Source organism: Brevundimonas sp. KM4, assembly GCF_000964075.1.
Classification (GTDB): domain Bacteria; phylum Pseudomonadota; class Alphaproteobacteria; order Caulobacterales; family Caulobacteraceae; genus Brevundimonas; species Brevundimonas huaxiensis.
Map to the genome: position 1 here is coordinate 31219 of NZ_JZRG01000006.1, position 14885 is coordinate 46103.

Genomic DNA, 14885 nt, shown 5'->3' on the forward strand with positions numbered 1-14885 from the left:
GGTGTCGCCTTAAAAAAAGTTCATGATTCCGATGCGACCTCTCGCCACGGCGCGGGTATCGAGGTCAGATACGCCGACACGAGGAGGGCGGATGCACGGTCAGGGCGGCGACTATAAGGATCTGGTGGTCTTCCTGGCGGCCGCCGGCGTCATCGTGCCCCTGGTCAACCGACTGAAGGTCAGCCCCGTTCTGGGCTTCCTCGCTGCGGGCGTTTTGCTGGGGCCGGACGGCCTGGGGCGATTTGCGCAAAGCCTGCCCTGGCTGTCGTGGCTGACCATCGGCGATCCGGGCCAGCTGGCGCAGCTGTCGGAACTGGGCGTCGCCTTCCTGTTGTTCATGATCGGTCTGGAGCTGTCATGGGAGCGGCTGCGCGCCATGCGTCGGCTCGTGTTCGGCCTGGGACTGATGCAGGTCGTCGTCTGCACCGCCGTGCTCGCGGGCGGCTTCATGCTGATGGGCCAGACCCTGGCCAGCGCCGTGGTGCTGGGCATGGGCCTCGCCCTGTCCTCGACGGCCGTGGTAATGCCCGTGCTGGCCGAGCGCGGGCGGCTGAAGGGAACGGTCGGCCGTTCCACCTTCGCCATCCTGCTGGCCCAGGATCTGTCGGTCGCGCCGATCCTGATCACCGTCACCGTCCTGGCGGCGCTGGCCCAGCAGGGCGGCGCGCTGGATCCCGCCGTTCTGGGGCGCGCCCTGTTCACCCTGGTTCCGGCCGCCATCGGTCTGGGTCTGATGGTGCTGCTGGGGCGCGTGGTTCTGCGGCCGATGTTCCGGTCGGTGGCGAAGGCGCGCAAGGCCGACCAGGGCGGCGAACTGTTCGTCGCCGCCTCCCTGCTGGTGGTGGTCGGGGCCGGTCTCGCCGCCCAGGCCAGCGGCCTGTCGATGAGTATCGGCGCGCTTGTCGCCGGCGTGCTGCTGGCCGAGACCGAGTTCCGGCGCGAGGTCGAGGTTTCCATCGAACCGTTCAAGGGGCTTCTGCTGGGCGTCTTCTTCGTCGGCGTCGGCCTGGGTCTGGACCTGGACGCCATCGCCGCCGATCCGGTCGGCGTCTTCGGCCTGGCCCTGGCTCTGACGGTCGTGAAGACCGGCGTGATCTTCAGCCTCGCCCGTTTCTGGGGCCTGGGCGCCCGCCCGGCGCTGGAGACGGCGCTCGTTCTGGCGCCGGCGGGCGAGTTCGCTTTCGTGGTCTTCGCCACCGGCCTGGTCGAAGGCCTCGCGCCGCCGCAGCTGACCAACACCGTGGCCCTGTCGGCGACCGTCAGCATCTTTTCGATCCCCCTGCTCGCCCTGCTGGGTCAGAAGCTGGCGCGCAAGTCGGCAGCGGCAGGCCATCCCGTCGAGCTTCCAAAGCTGGAGACGGCCGGCGGCGCGGTCATCATCGTCGGCTTCGGGCGCGTCGGCCGGTTGATCGGGGAAATGCTGAAGGCGCACGATCAGCCCTTCATCGCCCTGGACACCGATGCGGGCGCCGTCGCTGCGGGTCGACGTGACGGATTCGATGTCTTCTATGGCGATGCGGGGCGGCGCGAGATGCTCCAGCACTGCGGCGTCCAGTCCACCCGCGCCCTGATCGTCACCATGGACGCGCCGACGAAAGTGGACGAGGTGGTCACCACGGCGCGGTCGATGCGCGACGACCTGATCCTGATCGCGCGCGCTCGCGACGATCAGCACGCCATTCGGCTGTATGGACTGGGCGTCACCGACGCCGTGCCGGAGACGACCGAGGCCAGTCTGCAGCTTGCCGAAAACACCCTGGTCGATCTGGGCGTGCCCATGGGCCTAGTGCTCGCCTCGGTCCACGAACGTCGCGACCAGTTCCGCAAGGCCTTCCAGTCGGCCATCCCGATCGAGCGTCGCAATCGCCCCAGCCGCGCACTGCGCCGCACGCTACGCCCGGCGCGGGTCGACCCCGCGCCGGAGTAAGGAAGCCCCTTACAGACGGTCGCCGGACCCATTTTCGTCATGGTTCCGTGATGCAAGCGCGCCTCTCCATGACTGCATCTGCGGAGCAGAAGCGCCCTTTCGGTTCGATCCAAGGGCTCAGACATTCATTCGAGGTCGCTGCCGGGCCCGCCCCGACCAGAGGCCGAAAGTAGAGTAAAAGCCTGATTATATGACAGATACCGTCGCCTCCCTCGCTGTCGAGCCCCGCTTGAACCGCCGCCAGGCCGCCAAGATCCGCACGCGACAAAAGGTTCTGGACGCCGCCCGCTCGCTCTTCGCCGAGCGCGGCTATGAGCCCGCCACGATCCGCGACATCGCCAAGGGCGCGGGCATGTCCACCGGCGCCGTGTTCGCCAACTTCCAGGACAAGGCCGAACTGTTCGAAGCCGTCCTGACCGAGGACATGACGCGCCTGGCCGAGGTGGTCGAGGCCGCGGCTCCCGAAGGCGAGCCCGTCCGCCAGCGTCTCGTCAGCGCGCTGAGCGCCGGCTACCACTCGTCGCTAGACCAACTGCCCCTGTTCCAGGCGATCGTGGCCCGCTCGTGGTTCCAGCCCCTGGCCGCCGAAATGCGCGCGCGCGCCGCGACCAAAAACCTGCTGCTCGCCATCAGCAACATCCTTCAGGATGCGGTGGCCAAGGGCGAACTGTCCAAAGACGCCGACAGCCGCCTGCTGGTCGAGCTGATCTGGGACGCCTATCTGTCGAACTACCGCCGCGCCGCCTATGACGAATGGGACGCGCAGGCCCTGTCGGACCATATGGGCAAGCAGATCGACGTGATCCTGGCCGGCGCCATCGCCGCCAAATAGGCCAGAGCAAAGCCGCTTTTCGAAAGGCCGGGTCCGCCAGCGCGGGCCCGGCCTTTTTCATGAGCGTCAGGTCCGGCGTTTCAGGGTGACGTAGAAGGCGCCGTTTCCGCCGTGCTTCTGGTGGGCGATGGTGAAGCCCGACACCACGCCGCGCAGTACGGGCGAATGCATCCATTCCGCAAAGGCCGAACGGATCACCCCGCCGCCCATCCGGCCCTGGCCGGTGATGACCAGCACCGCCCGCATGCCGCGCGCCTGGGAGGATGTCAGGAAGCCTCGAAGCTGATCCTCGGCCTCGAACCGGCCGAAGCCATGCAGGTCGATGCGCGCCTCGATGGGATCGCGTTCGCGCGACAGCCGCTGCTTGCGGCGCGGCTCCAGATCCTCGGGCGCGGGCCTGGGCTTGTTCGGCGAAGGTCGCTTTTCCGCAGGCGGCGCGACAGTGGTGCGTTTGGGGGACACCTTGACCAAGGGGCGCGGGCGCTCGATCGGCGTCACCACGATCTCGGGCGGCGTTTCGGCGCCGGGCGTGACGCGGGCGGCCTTGCGCGTCCTCGGCGTCACGACCGATCCGGCCACGCGGGTCCAGATGCGACGGTCTTCGGGCGTCAGTCCGTTCTCGTCACGGCTCGGCCCCTTTCGCTTCATGCCTCGCCGTCGTCCTCGATGGTGTCGCCGGGGCCAGGCTCATGCGCCAGCAAGTCACCGGGCTGGCAGTCTAGCTCGCGGCACAGGGCGTCCAGGGTCGAGAACCGCACCGCGCGCGCCTTGCCGGTCTTCAGGATCGACAGGTTCGCCACCGTCACCCCGACCCGGTCGGCGAGTTCGGTCAACGACATACGGCGTTCCACGAGGACGCGGTCGAGCTGGACGCGGATGGCCATGCGCAAATCCTACTTCGAAACGGCTCAGATCGTCAGTTCGGATTCGCGACGCAGGCGCGCGCCCTCGCGGAACACCTCCGCCAGCACGAAGACGATGAGCACGGAAAAGATGGGGGTCAGCAGTTCGCCGAAGCCCTGCGGATCCATGACGCCGGGCGCCAGGCGCTTGGCGACGAAGCCCTGGGCCACCCAGACGCCGCCGGTCACGACCGCCAGGGTCAGGCCGATCTGGCGCAGACGGCGCACATTATCGGGCTGGAACGGGTCGCCCATGGTCAGGGTGCGGATGATGCGGCGCAGGCTGCGCAGGATCAGCATGAAACCGCCGAAGTAGGCGGTCGCGGCGCCCAGGCCGAACAGCAGCAGGGTGCGCGTCAGCGGCAGTTGCTTGCCGCCGGAATCCCCGCTGACGGTGATGTTCACATTGTCCAGGGGAATGAAGATCGCGGCGATGACCAGCAGCAGCAGCACGCCGGTGATCAACCAGAGAAGGATGTAGGCCACATCCAGCACCACCTTCAGCACGCTGGACACCGAACCCGGGCCGAGCGCCTTGATCGGCGCGCCCAGCCAGTTCGAAACGCTTGCCTCGCCTCGCTTCAGCGGATTTGGCGGCAGGGGCATGCGCATGGTCTTTTTGATCTCAAGCCGGGGAAGGCGGGGCGATGGCCACGCGGGGTCCGGCGAACCCGCGCGCGGCTCTATACATCGCGGTCTTCATGCAGGTCGTCAAAGCTCCAGTGATCGAAAAGAGAGGGATCAAAGGGCTTGGAACAGAGTGACGACCAGGGCGGTGGGCAGGGCGGCGATCAGAACGGTGCTGACAAAAGCAGCGCCGACCTTGTCGAGCCACATCGAGGTGTTCATCGTATGCATTGTGGTTCTCCGTCTTTCTTGTTTGGGCGATTATCGCCGTTTGGATTTGTTAGCCGCATGATCGTTCCCGGTTTTCCGGAAGTCCTGAACGCTGCGACCTCGTTCCTGACGATCAATAGATAGGCTGTGCGGGCGAAAAAGGCACGTTACATATCGTTTAACGATATTAAACTTTGGCAATAGACTGTTTCAGGAGCGTGATCGACGATGAATCTCAAGCTTATCAAAGGGATGCGGATCGTCGTGGCGACGCATAACGCCGGCAAGGTTCCCGAAATCTCGGCGCTGCTGGGCGGAAATTACCAACTCGTCACCGCCGGCCAGCTGAACCTGCCCGAACCCGACGAAACGGAGAGCACATTCACCGGCAACGCCATGCTGAAGGCGCGCCACGCGGCCGAACTGTCGGGAGAGGTTTCGCTGGCCGACGATTCCGGCCTGTCGGTCGCGGCGCTGGATGGCGCGCCGGGCATCTTCTCCGCGCGCTGGGCCGGGCCGGGCAAGGATTTCGCCGTCGCCATGAAGAAGGTCGAGGAGCGGCTGGAAGAGATCGGCGCGACGGACCGCACCGCCTGGTTCACCTCGGCCCTGGCGGTCGCGTGGCCGGACGGCCCTTGCGTGGTGGTGCAGGGCGAGGTTCACGGCCGGCTGACCTTCCCCCCACGCGGCGATCGGGGGTTTGGTTACGACCCGCTCTTCATTCCGACTGGCGGCGACCAGACTTTCGGCGAGATGGAGCCGGCGGCCAAGGACGCCATCAGCCATCGCACCGTCGCCTTCGCCAAGCTGAGAGCCGCCCTGATTGACTGATCCGCTTGATCCGGGATCGGACGTCGGCCTCTACGTCCACTGGCCCTATTGCGCACGCATCTGCCCCTACTGCGACTTCAACGTCGTGCGCGATCGCGGGCGCACCGAGGAACAGGCCGGGCTGGTCGAGGCGATCCTGGCCGATCTGCGCGACCAAAGGGATTTGACAGGCCCGCGACGGCTGGCCTCGATCTTCTTCGGAGGCGGCACGCCGTCGCTGATGGCGCCCGACGCCGTCGCGCGCATCGTGGCGGCGGCCCGCGACCTGTTTCCGCCCGCCGGCGACATCGAGATCACGCTGGAAGCCAATCCCACGGACGCCGAGGCCGGCCGGTTCGCCGCCCTGGCCGACGCCGGCATCAACCGCCTGTCGATGGGGGTTCAGGCGCTGGACGACGCAGCCTTGCGTTTTCTGGGTCGCGACCATTCGGCGGCCGAGGCCCTGCGCGCGGTCGATCTGGCCCGACGCGCCTTCGACCGACTGTCCATCGACCTGATCTACGCCCGCCCGGACCAGACGCCTGAAGATTGGGCCGCCGAGCTGACGGCCGCGCTGGCGCTCGGGTTCGAACACGTCTCGCCCTATCAGCTGACCATAGAGCCGACGACCGCCTTTGGTCGGGCCTTCGTGCGCGGAACCCTGACCCCGCCGGACGAGGACCGGGCCGCCTCCCTCTACGAAACCACCCAGGACGTCCTCTCGGCCGCCGGCTTCGACGCCTATGAGGTGTCCAACCACGCGCGCGGTCTCGCCGCCCGGTCGGCGCACAATCTGCATGTCTGGCGCGGCGGCGACTATCTGGGCCTTGGCCCCGGCGCTCATGGCCGGCTGACGCTGGACGGCGTCAGGACCGCGACCGTCGCCCACCGCCGCATCGCCGACTATGTGGCGGGCGTCTCGGACCGCACGCCCTGGTCCGAGCGCGACGCCCAGACTGCGGCCGACGCCGCCGAGGAACGGCTGCTGCTGGCCTTGCGCACCACCGAAGGCGCGCCTGTCGCCCTGCTGTCGGCGCTCGGCCTGTCGCCTGAAGGCGCGCCGGTCGCGGACCTGATCGCCGACGGATTCCTGATGCTAAACGCCGAGCGACTGATCGCCACCGAGCGCGGCCGTCCGGTGCTGGACGGCGTGCTGAAGGCGCTGCTGACCTAGGCCTTCTTCAGCCCTAGCATCCCCAACCAGCCGCCGCTGGTCAGCAAAGCGACATCCAGCAGGGCCAGCGGCAGGGGCGTCGAAACCGGCGCGGCGATGAAACGCGAACGCCAGTCCGGGCCGAACTTGGCCTTGTAGCTGCGCAGACCCTGGAAGCCGTAGAGCGCCCCGCCCTCTTCGAACACCAGGGCGCCGACGCGGGCGAAGACCGGCGCGATGCGACGATCCTCCAGCCCGGCAAGCGGCGCCATGCCCAGGTCGAAGCTGGCCAAGCCTTCCGCCTTGGCCCACTGTGCGCAGCGAATGAACAGATAGTCCATCACCCCATGCGGCGCGTCCGGCCGATGGCGCATCAGGTCGACCGCCGCCTCGTCCGGCGAGGTCAGCAGATTGGCGAAGGCGACGATGCGACCGCCCTCCTTGACCACGGCCAGCGGCGTCAGATCCAGATAGTCGACGTCGAAGCGCCCCAAGGAGAAGGATTTCTCCGAGCCCTCGTGCATAGCCAGCCAGGCGTCCGAAATCTCGTGCAGCTCGTGCGCGATCTCTGCGGCCGAACCGGGCGGAAGAACCTCAAACGAAGAGCCTTCACGCTCGGCGCGATTGATGGCCGTGCGAAGGTTCTGCTTGCCCTTGCCCTCGATGGAGAAGCGGTGGGCGTCGATCACGGCCGTCTCGCCGACCTTGCGCACCGCCAGTCCCATGGTCGCCAGATCGCCCAGCACCTCTTCGCTGACAGAATAGAAGACCGCCGCCCCACCGTAGCTGTCGGCCATCTCGGCAAAGGACCACAGCAACTCCAGCCGTTCGCTCTTGAGCCCGGCCGGTTCGCCCATGGCGATCCAGCGCCGTCCCCGCACGCGATAGGCCAGGAAGCTGGAACCCGACGGGCTGAACATCAGCGCCTTGTCGCCCAGCATGGCCAGCCACGCCTCGGGCGTGGCCGTATCGGCCGTCTGCAGCGCCTGGAGCGCGCGATCGATGTCGGCCTTGCTGGCCGGTCCGTGACTGTGGGCGCCCGGCGAGCTCAGCAGCGAGCGGCCGGCCACGACCAGCGTCAGGATGGCCAGAACCAGCCCGGCCCGCAGGAAGCCGGACGCCTGGCGATCGCTGAGGAAGCGCCACCAAAGCTCGTCATTATAGGCCACGTCGCGATAGGCGAAGAAGCCCAGCCACAGCATGGCCGCCACCACCGCCGTCAGCAGCAACAGCCAGCTGGGCCGCAGCGGCTCGCTGAGCCGCGAGCGCCGGTTGAAGGCCGTGCGGCACGGCGCCAGCAGGGCGGCGACGACCAGCAAATCCGTCGCCTGCTGCCAGTCCAGACCCTTCAGCACCGAAAACACCGCCCCGGCCGCCAGGACCAGCAGGGCGGCCCAATAGGCGCCGCGTCGACGCCGCCACAGACCCGCCGACAAGAGCAGAAGAAGAAAACCGGCGATGCTGCCGACAAAGTGCGACAGGTCGATCAGGATGGGAGACACGACGCCCGTCAGCTGGCGCAACCGGCTGTCGAACTCGGGCGTGACCGCAGAGGCCAGCATCAGCGCGCCTGCGCCGAAGGCCAGCACCGCAAAGATCTGGGGCGTCAGCTCGAAGGCCAGACCCGCCAGTCGGCGGATCAGACCGGATGTGTGCCGGGGGCGGCTGGACAAGCGTGGCCTCTCGAATCGCGGATCGCCCGAACATAGACCAAGAATCGTCCAACCGGGGCGCTGCCAAGGTCATTTCGGGGCACACGAAACAATCCGTAACAGAGGGAGTATATAGGGGTGCGGGCGTCGGGTCCGCGTAACTGGGATGACCCATGACTATCAAGACCGTTCTTCTGGCTGGCGCTGCAGCCGCCTTCATGACCGCCGCGCCGGCTCTGGCGCAAGAAGCCACGCCCGCTCCCGCCGCCGCGCCTGCCGCCGCTGCGTCCTCGCAGCAATCGCTGTCGCTGAACCCCGGATCGAGCGTTTCCGGTCCTGACGGCGAGCTGGGCAAGCTTGAAGGCGTTCAGACCAATGCCGAGGGCAAGCAGGAGCTCACCGTTCGCGGCGCCGACGGCCAACTTCGCGCCGTGCCGCTGAGCGGCATCCGTCAGGAAGGCGCCGGCGTCGTGGTGGCCTACACCAAGGCCGAGTTCGACGCCGCTTCTCCGATCGCCGGCGCTGCGGCGGCCCCCGCCGCTGATCCGGCCGCCGCGCCTGCACCGACGTTGGAACCTGCGGCTGAGCCGACCGATCCGGCGACCACTGAACCGGCGACCCCGGCTCCGGACAGCGCCACGCCGGCTCCGACCGAGCCGCAATAAGACAGTCCTCCAAGGCTGAATGACCAAGGGCGGCCGGGTTTCCCGGCCGCCCTTTCGTCTGTCCGCAATCTGCGGCGACACTGGCGCAGCAAAAAGGGCGGCTCGTGAGAGCCGCCCTTTTCCTTATCGACCGACTGTCGGATCAAGCGCGACGCTTGACCAGTCCCAGAAGGAACAGCAGCAGGCAAGCGCCCAAGAACGCCACGATCAAGGTGACGAAGTTGAAGCCGCCAACCGGCGTGCCGAAGACGTTGTTCGAAATAAAGCCGCCGAGCAGAGCGCCGATGACGCCGACGATCAGGTTCGTCAGCAGACCGTGATTACGACCCATGACCTTTTCAGCCAGCCAGCCGGCGACGATGCCGATGACGAGCCAACCAATGATTCCGAGACCCATGCTGTGGTTCCTTCCTTTAAAAGCCAAGCTGTTGCAGTAAATGCGGCTCGGGCCATACGGTTGCGTCCTCGTTCCCACCTCGCCGCAATAAGGCCGAATTCGCCCGAGACGCGATCCGGCACGGCGATTGCCGTGATCGACGTGTGTCGTCCCGCATTGGGACAGACGTTGAGACGAGGATCACCGTCATGGCCGACGACATCGACCTTCATCTGGGCCGCCGCCTGCGCCGCCGTCGCCGCCTGCTGGGCCTGACCCAGCAGCAGTTGGCCGTTCAGGTCGGCATCCGCTTTCAGCAGATCCAGAAGTATGAATGCGGCGCCAACCGCATCTCCGCCGCGCGCCTGTGGCAGTTGGCCGAGGCGCTGGAGACGCCCGTCGCCTATTTCTACGATGGTCTGGCCGAGGCGATGGAGGCCGACGCCCCGCCGCCCAAGGGCGGCGAAGTCTTTTCGCGCAAGGAAACGCTGGATCTGATCCAGGCCTATTATCTGCTGGACGAACGGCCCCGCCGGCGTTTGCTGGATCTGGCCAAGTCCCTGCACGCGGGTGACGCGGCCGCCGCCTGATCGGCTCGTCTCAAGGGGCGCCCATACCGGCGAAAGCGCGGTAAGGGATCCCCATGACCGAATACGAAGCCTTCGCCATCGAACTGGCGCGCGAAGCTGCGCGCGTGACCCTGCCCTTCTTCCGCTCGGACATCGGGCATGACGACAAGGGCGGCGCGGCCGGCTTCGATCCCGTCACAGAGGCCGACAAACAGGCCGAGGCCGCCATCCGCCGCCTGATCGCCGCCCGCTATCCCGACCACGGCGTCATCGGCGAAGAGTATGGCGAGGATCGTCCGGACGCCGAGCACGTCTGGGTGCTGGACCCCATCGACGGCACGCGCGCCTTCATTTCGGGCCTGCCGCTGTGGACCACGCTGATCGCCCTGCGCACCAACGGAAAGCCCAACGTCGGCGTCATCGCCCAGCCTTATCTGGATGAAATCTTCATTGGCGGCCCGTCCGGCGCGCGCCTGTTGCGCGGCGATGTCGAGACGCCGCTGGCCGTGCGATCCTGCGAAAAGCTGACCGACGCCGTCATCTCAACCACGGACCCCGACATCTTCAACGGGGCCGAACTGGGCGCCTGGACCCAGGTCCGTGCGACCGCCCGCTTGGCGCGCCTGGGCTGCGACGCCTACGCCTACGCCATGGTGGCGGCAGGCAAGATGGATCTGGTCGCCGAGACCAGCCTGAAGCCCTGGGACTGGTCCGCCCTCGTGCCCGTCATCGAGGCGGCGGGCGGCAAGGTCGTGAACTGGCGCGGCGCAGCGCCGGACGACAAGGGCCAGATCCTCGCCGTCGGCGACGCGCGCCTGATCGACCAGGCCCTGGTGACGCTGAAACGCGCGGCCGCCTGACGCTCTCACCTGGCGCATATTGACGCAGGTCGCGAGACGGCGTCAGGGTGCGGACGGTTGAGGGGACGGATTCGATGGCTGGGCTGTCCAAATTGGTTGTCGGCGTCGACGTGCCCTGGGTCACGAGTTGGAGCGGCGAAGAGATCACGGGCGCCGCGCCGTGCCGAACCGTCGGCGGCCGTCTCGCCTTGATGCAGGCCAGCGCGCCCGGCGCTGGCAAGCCGCAATATTCAAAGAACCATCTGGTCCGACAGCGCCTCACGGTCGCGCGCATGCTGTGCCCGATGTGCGGCGAGCCGACTGAGGACGGCGATCGCTGGACCCAGATCGCCGCGCGACGATGCGCCGGACAGCTCAGGGCGCGCGGCGGTCAGGTTCGCGCCGACATCGCCGACGACCGGGTCATGATCGACGCCGGCTCGATCGCGCCTCTGCACCGCCGCTGCGTCGACCGCTCGATGAAATACTGCCCGCATCTGCGCGCCAGCGACGACGTGATGGTCATGCGCTTCCCGCGCGAGTGGATCGTTTTGCCCCTGCTGATCAAGGCCGAGACCGGCCCCGGCGTCGCCGTCGCCTTCCTGCAGCTCTGCGGCGTCACCCAGACGATCGACCGACGCTGGCGCGCCGAAACCGCCGCCTGAACGATCAGCCCGCCGTCACGTCCGCCGTCCTCGCCGACGGATCGGTGACCGCGTCCGCCGCAGGCGCAACCATATCGGCCATGGCGTCGAATTCGTTCAGGAAGACGGCGCGCAGGTCATCGGCCTCCATGATGACCTCATGCTTGGCGCCGGCGACCTCGACGTAGCGGCCGCGCGGGATGCGTTTGGCGGCCCATTGGTTGGTCTGTTTCCACACCACGTCGTCGGCGCCGGTCTGGACGATCACGACCGACGCCTTGACCGCCTTCAGGGCCTTGGGCTTCAGCGCGCGCTCGCCGGCGTCCAGCGCAAAGGCCAGCCAACCATAGGTGGGACCGCCGATCGCCAGGTGCGGGCATGCATAGAGCTGCTGTCGCCACATCTCATAGCGGGTCTCGTCCGAGGTCAGGGCGTCTTCGGCGAAATTATGGTCGAACGGATCGTCGGGGTCGCCCAGGATATAATCACCCGCCTGGCCATGGCGGATGTTCCAGCGCACCACCAGCTTGACCGACCACATCGACCGTTTGCCGGTCTTGATGCGCAGCATGGGGCTGGACAGGACCGCGCCGGCGAACCGGTCCTCGCCGCTTTCCAGCGACAGCAGGTTCAGGCAAGCGCCCATCGAATGGCCGACCATGATCCAGGGCTTGGGGCACTGGTCCTCGTAGGCGTTCAGCAGGCGATTGTAGTCGTCCAGAAACTCCTCGACCGCACGGGCGTGCCCCTTCAGCCGATCCGGCAAGAGCCGCGCCGACAGCCCCTGGCCGCGCCAGTCGTGGGTCAGCACGCACCAGCCGCGCGCCAGGAAGTTGCCGATCACCTCATAGTATTTTTCGATCGGCTCGGTTCGGCCGGGGCTTAGCACCACGGTGCCGCGCACCTTGTCCGCTGCGAGGTGAGACGGCTTCCACAGACCGGCGCGCAGCCGCATTCCGCCCGCGCCGCGAAACCAGTCGCCCTTTCCGCTGGGCGGCGGATAGGCGCCGGGCACCCCCATCAGCGGGGCGTTGGCGGCGAAGGCTTGGGCGCGGTTCACTCGGGCTTCCTGAACTTCAAGGTCATGCGATCGCTCTCGCCGATCGCGTCATATTTAGAGCGGTCGAAGGCGGGGTCCGCCGGTTCGCCGCGCGGCGCCGTCAGGCGCGTGGGCGCCAGGGTGTCGACGCCGAACGGGTGGTCCTTGGTGTCTTCCGGATTGGCGTTGATCTCGGACGCCTCGACGAAGACGAAGCCCGCCTCGGCCGCCAACTGGCGTACGAAGGCTTCCTGCACATAGCCGTTGGCCGCAACCGGATCCTGATCCTCCGCTGGGGACAGTCGATGTTGCTCGACGCCCAGGATGCCGCCCGGGCGAAGGGCGGCGAAGGCGTCGGCGAAGGCCTTTTCCGCAATGCCTGCCGCCATCCAGCCATGCAGGGTTCGCATGAACAGGCACATCTCGGCCGTACCCGCCGCGATCACCGGACCGGATCCCGCGCCAAAGACCGAAAACTGCGGCTCGCCATAAAGTTTCTTGTCGCTGGAGAATCGCGTGCGGAAGGCGGTGTTCAGCACGGCCTGCGCCGGATCGGCGGTCGGTCCCTCGGGGAACAGGGCGGCGACATAGGTGCCCGCCCCCTTGGCCAGATAGGGGGCCAGGATTTCGGTGTACCAGCCGCTGCCGGGCCAGAACTCCACCACCGTCATCTTGGGTTGAAGTCCGAAGAACCGCAGCGTCTCCATCGGATGGCGGAAGGCGTCGCGCGCCTTGTCCTGGGCCGAGCGCCAGGATCCCTCGACCGCCCATTCCAGCGAGCCTTCCGGCGGCCCCGCGGGTGCGGGTGGCGCGGCCGGCGCCTTTGCGGCCTCGTCCTTGCGCCCGCAAGCCGCCACGCCGATCAGCCCCAGCGCCGCAGCGCCGCTCAGCAGAAACCGACGCGACAATCCGCTCGCGCTCGCCAGACGATCAGCCATTCAAAACCTCCGCAGGACGCCGGGACCCGCGTCCGACGCACCCTGACGTCTTGGGCTTAATCGGGTTCGCAGGGCCGGTCAAAACGCAAGACAGCCTATTCGGGCTTGCGGAAACGCAGGGTCATCCGGTCGCTCTCGCCGATGGCGTCGAAGGCGGCGCGTTCCTCGGGCGTCAGGGTGCGGCCGGACGGATCGTTGCGCGCAGCCGACTGGCGGATCGGCGGCAGCGTCCAGACCCCGAACGGATGATCGTGGTCGTCCTTGGGATTGGCGTTCAGCTCGCTGCGCGCCTCCAGCACGAAGCCGGCGTTGCGCGCCTCATGGATCACATAGCTTTCGGGCACATAGCCGGTGGAGGCGACGTCAGCGACATTCAGACCCTCCGCGCTGCGGTGCTGTTCGACGGCCAGCACGCCGCCGGGCTTCAAGGCCTTGAAGAAGGCCTGCAGATACGGCTGGGTCCGGCCGTCGCGCGACCAGTTGTGGAAGGCGCGGGCCACCAGGATGAAGTCGGCGGTCCCGTCCGCCACGCCCATGCCTTCCAGCGGGCGATTGACCGGCACATAACGCCCGCCGGTCGCCGCCGCATAGGGCTCCAGAATGTGCCGCCACCAGCTGGCGCCGCCCGGCTCGATCTCCACCACCGTCATCCCCGGCGTCAGCCCCCAGAAGGTCAGGGATTCATACGGATGACGATAGACGTCGCGCGCCCGGTCGGCGGCGGGCCGGGTCTCGGCGGCGATGGCGGTCTGCAACGCCGTGTCGTCGGAGAAGGTCGGCATGGCGCTGGACAGGGCCGAACGCGGCGGCGTCCACGCGCCCTGGGTCTGGGGCGACTGTTGGGCCAAGGCGGGGGCGGCGGACAGCAGGACGGCGGCGAGGCCGTAGACGGCGAGGCGCATGATCGAGGGGCTCCAGGTTCAGGTCGTTCTCCATAGGCAGGCGGACCGCCCGCGCAAATGAACTTCGCGAGACACAGGCGGATTTGACGCAAGCAAAATCGTGCAGGCGGCGCCCTTGACGCCGTTTCGCCGGTTCCCATCTTGGCTTTCGAGGACGCCGATTTCGGGTTCTCCAGACTGACGGCGCCGGTTTCGGGTCGTCGATCTGATCTCCCACCGTCCGGGCCAAAACGCCGGGCGGCTCAACCTTGCTGATCCTCAGGAGGATGCTGATGCGTACTTATGATTTCACCCCGCTGTACCGCTCGGCCGTCGGCTTCGACCGTCTGGCCAATCTGCTGGAAAACGCCTCGCGCGCGACCAGCCAGGACACGGGTTATCCCCCCTACAACATCGAGACCACGGGCGAGAACGCCTATCGCATCGAGATCGCCGTCGCCGGCTTCAGCCCCGACGAGCTGAATATCGAGGTGAAGGAAAACCTGCTCACCGTGACCGGCCGCAAGACCGCAAACGACGATACGGCGACGCAGAAGACCTACCTGCATCGCGGTCTGGCCGAGCGCGATTTCGAGCGCCGCTTCCAGCTGGCCGACTATGTCGTCGTCAATGACGCCAATCTGGTCAACGGTCTGCTCTCGATCTCGCTGAAGCGCGAGCTGCCCGAGGCGCTGAAGCCCCGCCGTATCGAAATCGGCGCCGGCCAGCCGCTGATCGAAGGCCAGGCCGAGAAGAAGGCCGAAGCGGCCTAAGCCGTTTCAAGGCGAACTATGAAAGGGCGGCGTTCGCGCCGCCCTTTT

17 protein-coding genes are annotated in these 14885 nt (G+C 67.4%); 9 read left to right on the forward strand and 8 right to left on the reverse strand.

The window, feature by feature from the left end:
- Nucleotides 1–91 precede the first annotated feature (91 nt).
- Nucleotides 92–1927, forward strand: a complete 1836-nt coding sequence (locus VH88_RS02975) for a cation:proton antiporter (RefSeq protein ID WP_045809935.1) — start codon at nt 92–94, stop codon at nt 1925–1927.
- Nucleotides 1928–2117: 190 nt separating this feature from the next.
- Nucleotides 2118–2759 carry a TetR/AcrR family transcriptional regulator gene (locus tag VH88_RS02980; protein ID WP_039243898.1) on the forward strand — a complete coding sequence of 214 codons (642 nt, stop codon included), beginning with the start codon at nt 2118–2120 and terminating at the stop codon, nt 2757–2759.
- Between the two features lie 66 nt (nt 2760–2825).
- Here VH88_RS02980 and VH88_RS02985 read toward each other — a convergent pair whose 3' ends face one another.
- Genes VH88_RS02985 through VH88_RS02995 form a run of 3 tightly spaced genes read right to left on the reverse strand, consistent with a single transcriptional unit; the run spans nt 2826 to nt 4267 of the window.
- Nucleotides 2826–3407 carry a Smr/MutS family protein gene (locus tag VH88_RS02985; RefSeq protein WP_045809936.1) on the reverse strand — a complete coding sequence of 194 codons (582 nt, stop codon included), beginning with the start codon at nt 3405–3407 and terminating at the stop codon, nt 2826–2828.
- A complete protein-coding gene (locus tag VH88_RS02990) occupies nt 3404–3643 on the reverse strand; it encodes a helix-turn-helix transcriptional regulator (RefSeq protein WP_017504942.1) in 240 nt (79 codons plus the stop codon). Before VH88_RS02990 ends, VH88_RS02985 begins: the two co-directional genes overlap by 4 nt.
- Before the next feature lie 24 nt (nt 3644–3667).
- Nucleotides 3668–4267, reverse strand: a complete 600-nt coding sequence (locus VH88_RS02995) for a DUF2975 domain-containing protein (RefSeq protein ID WP_231576570.1) — start codon at nt 4265–4267, stop codon at nt 3668–3670.
- Between the two features lie 459 nt (nt 4268–4726).
- Here VH88_RS02995 and rdgB point away from each other — a divergent pair, with 459 nt between their 5' ends.
- On the forward strand, nt 4727–5329 hold the full coding sequence (gene rdgB / locus VH88_RS03000; protein ID WP_045809937.1) for an RdgB/HAM1 family non-canonical purine NTP pyrophosphatase: 603 nt from the start codon (nt 4727–4729) through the stop codon (nt 5327–5329).
- Nucleotides 5322–6482 (forward strand): radical SAM family heme chaperone HemW, encoded by a 1161-nt coding sequence (gene hemW / locus VH88_RS03005; protein ID WP_045809938.1) that lies wholly within the window; start codon nt 5322–5324, stop codon nt 6480–6482. Before rdgB ends, hemW begins: the two co-directional genes overlap by 8 nt.
- Here hemW and VH88_RS03010 read toward each other — a convergent pair.
- The gene (locus VH88_RS03010) at nt 6479–8134 is read right to left on the reverse strand and encodes a GNAT family N-acetyltransferase (RefSeq protein WP_052689471.1); all 1656 of its coding nucleotides are present in this window, start codon (nt 8132–8134) and stop codon (nt 6479–6481) included. The genes hemW and VH88_RS03010 overlap by 4 nt on opposite strands.
- A gap of 152 nt (nt 8135–8286) precedes the next feature.
- Here VH88_RS03010 and VH88_RS03015 point away from each other — a divergent pair, with 152 nt between their 5' ends.
- The gene (locus tag VH88_RS03015; protein ID WP_045809939.1) at nt 8287–8778 is read left to right on the forward strand and encodes a hypothetical protein; all 492 of its coding nucleotides are present in this window, start codon (nt 8287–8289) and stop codon (nt 8776–8778) included.
- 142 nt (nt 8779–8920) lie between these two features.
- On the opposite strand, the gene VH88_RS03020 is transcribed toward VH88_RS03015, so the two are convergent.
- Nucleotides 8921–9175: a GlsB/YeaQ/YmgE family stress response membrane protein gene (locus VH88_RS03020; RefSeq protein WP_039243891.1), complete on the reverse strand. Its 255-nt coding sequence runs from the start codon at nt 9173–9175 to the stop codon at nt 8921–8923.
- Nucleotides 9176–9363: 188 nt separating this feature from the next.
- Here VH88_RS03020 and VH88_RS03025 point away from each other — a divergent pair, with 188 nt between their 5' ends.
- The 3 genes from VH88_RS03025 to VH88_RS03035 all read left to right on the forward strand — a co-directional run bounded on the left by VH88_RS03025 (nt 9364) and on the right by VH88_RS03035 (nt 11227).
- The gene (locus tag VH88_RS03025) at nt 9364–9744 is read left to right on the forward strand and encodes a helix-turn-helix domain-containing protein (protein WP_045809940.1); all 381 of its coding nucleotides are present in this window, start codon (nt 9364–9366) and stop codon (nt 9742–9744) included.
- A 53-nt stretch (nt 9745–9797) separates the two neighbouring features.
- The gene (gene hisN / locus VH88_RS03030) at nt 9798–10583 is read left to right on the forward strand and encodes a histidinol-phosphatase (RefSeq protein WP_045809941.1); all 786 of its coding nucleotides are present in this window, start codon (nt 9798–9800) and stop codon (nt 10581–10583) included.
- A gap of 74 nt (nt 10584–10657) precedes the next feature.
- On the forward strand, nt 10658–11227 hold the full coding sequence (locus VH88_RS03035) for a hypothetical protein (protein ID WP_045809942.1): 570 nt from the start codon (nt 10658–10660) through the stop codon (nt 11225–11227).
- A 4-nt stretch (nt 11228–11231) separates the two neighbouring features.
- On the opposite strand, the gene VH88_RS03040 is transcribed toward VH88_RS03035, so the two are convergent.
- The 3 genes from VH88_RS03040 to VH88_RS03050 form a co-directional block, all read right to left on the reverse strand.
- Complete coding sequence (locus VH88_RS03040; RefSeq protein WP_052689472.1) at nt 11232–12266, reverse strand: alpha/beta fold hydrolase; 1035 nt, start codon at nt 12264–12266, stop codon at nt 11232–11234.
- Nucleotides 12263–13183 (reverse strand): class I SAM-dependent methyltransferase, encoded by a 921-nt coding sequence (locus VH88_RS03045; protein ID WP_045809943.1) that lies wholly within the window; start codon nt 13181–13183, stop codon nt 12263–12265. The genes VH88_RS03040 and VH88_RS03045 overlap by 4 nt, the downstream gene beginning before the upstream one ends.
- 95 nt (nt 13184–13278) lie before the next feature.
- Nucleotides 13279–14085, reverse strand: a complete 807-nt coding sequence (locus VH88_RS03050) for a class I SAM-dependent methyltransferase (RefSeq protein WP_045809944.1) — start codon at nt 14083–14085, stop codon at nt 13279–13281.
- A gap of 272 nt (nt 14086–14357) precedes the next feature.
- On the opposite strand from VH88_RS03050, the gene VH88_RS03055 reads away from it, so the two are divergent.
- A complete protein-coding gene (locus tag VH88_RS03055) occupies nt 14358–14837 on the forward strand; it encodes an Hsp20 family protein (protein WP_026108379.1) in 480 nt (159 codons plus the stop codon).
- The last annotated feature ends 48 nt before the right edge of the window (nt 14838–14885 follow it).

Coding starts and splice junctions, on each gene's coding strand:
- VH88_RS02975 (WP_045809935.1), top strand. CDS start 92: ATGCACGGTCAGGGCGGCGACTATAAGGATCTGGTGGTCTTCCTGGCG.
- VH88_RS02980 (WP_039243898.1), top strand. CDS start 2,118: ATGACAGATACCGTCGCCTCCCTCGCTGTCGAGCCCCGCTTGAACCGC.
- VH88_RS02985 (WP_045809936.1), bottom strand. CDS start 3,407: ATGAAGCGAAAGGGGCCGAGCCGTGACGAGAACGGACTGACGCCCGAA.
- VH88_RS02990 (WP_017504942.1), bottom strand. CDS start 3,643: ATGGCCATCCGCGTCCAGCTCGACCGCGTCCTCGTGGAACGCCGTATG.
- VH88_RS02995 (WP_231576570.1), bottom strand. CDS start 4,267: ATGCCCCTGCCGCCAAATCCGCTGAAGCGAGGCGAGGCAAGCGTTTCG.
- rdgB (WP_045809937.1), top strand. CDS start 4,727: ATGAATCTCAAGCTTATCAAAGGGATGCGGATCGTCGTGGCGACGCAT.
- VH88_RS03015 (WP_045809939.1), top strand. CDS start 8,287: ATGACTATCAAGACCGTTCTTCTGGCTGGCGCTGCAGCCGCCTTCATG.
- VH88_RS03020 (WP_039243891.1), bottom strand. CDS start 9,175: ATGGGTCTCGGAATCATTGGTTGGCTCGTCATCGGCATCGTCGCCGGC.
- VH88_RS03025 (WP_045809940.1), top strand. CDS start 9,364: ATGGCCGACGACATCGACCTTCATCTGGGCCGCCGCCTGCGCCGCCGT.
- hisN (WP_045809941.1), top strand. CDS start 9,798: ATGACCGAATACGAAGCCTTCGCCATCGAACTGGCGCGCGAAGCTGCG.
- VH88_RS03035 (WP_045809942.1), top strand. CDS start 10,658: ATGGCTGGGCTGTCCAAATTGGTTGTCGGCGTCGACGTGCCCTGGGTC.
- VH88_RS03045 (WP_045809943.1), bottom strand. CDS start 13,183: ATGGCTGATCGTCTGGCGAGCGCGAGCGGATTGTCGCGTCGGTTTCTG.
- VH88_RS03050 (WP_045809944.1), bottom strand. CDS start 14,085: ATGCGCCTCGCCGTCTACGGCCTCGCCGCCGTCCTGCTGTCCGCCGCC.
- VH88_RS03055 (WP_026108379.1), top strand. CDS start 14,358: ATGCGTACTTATGATTTCACCCCGCTGTACCGCTCGGCCGTCGGCTTC.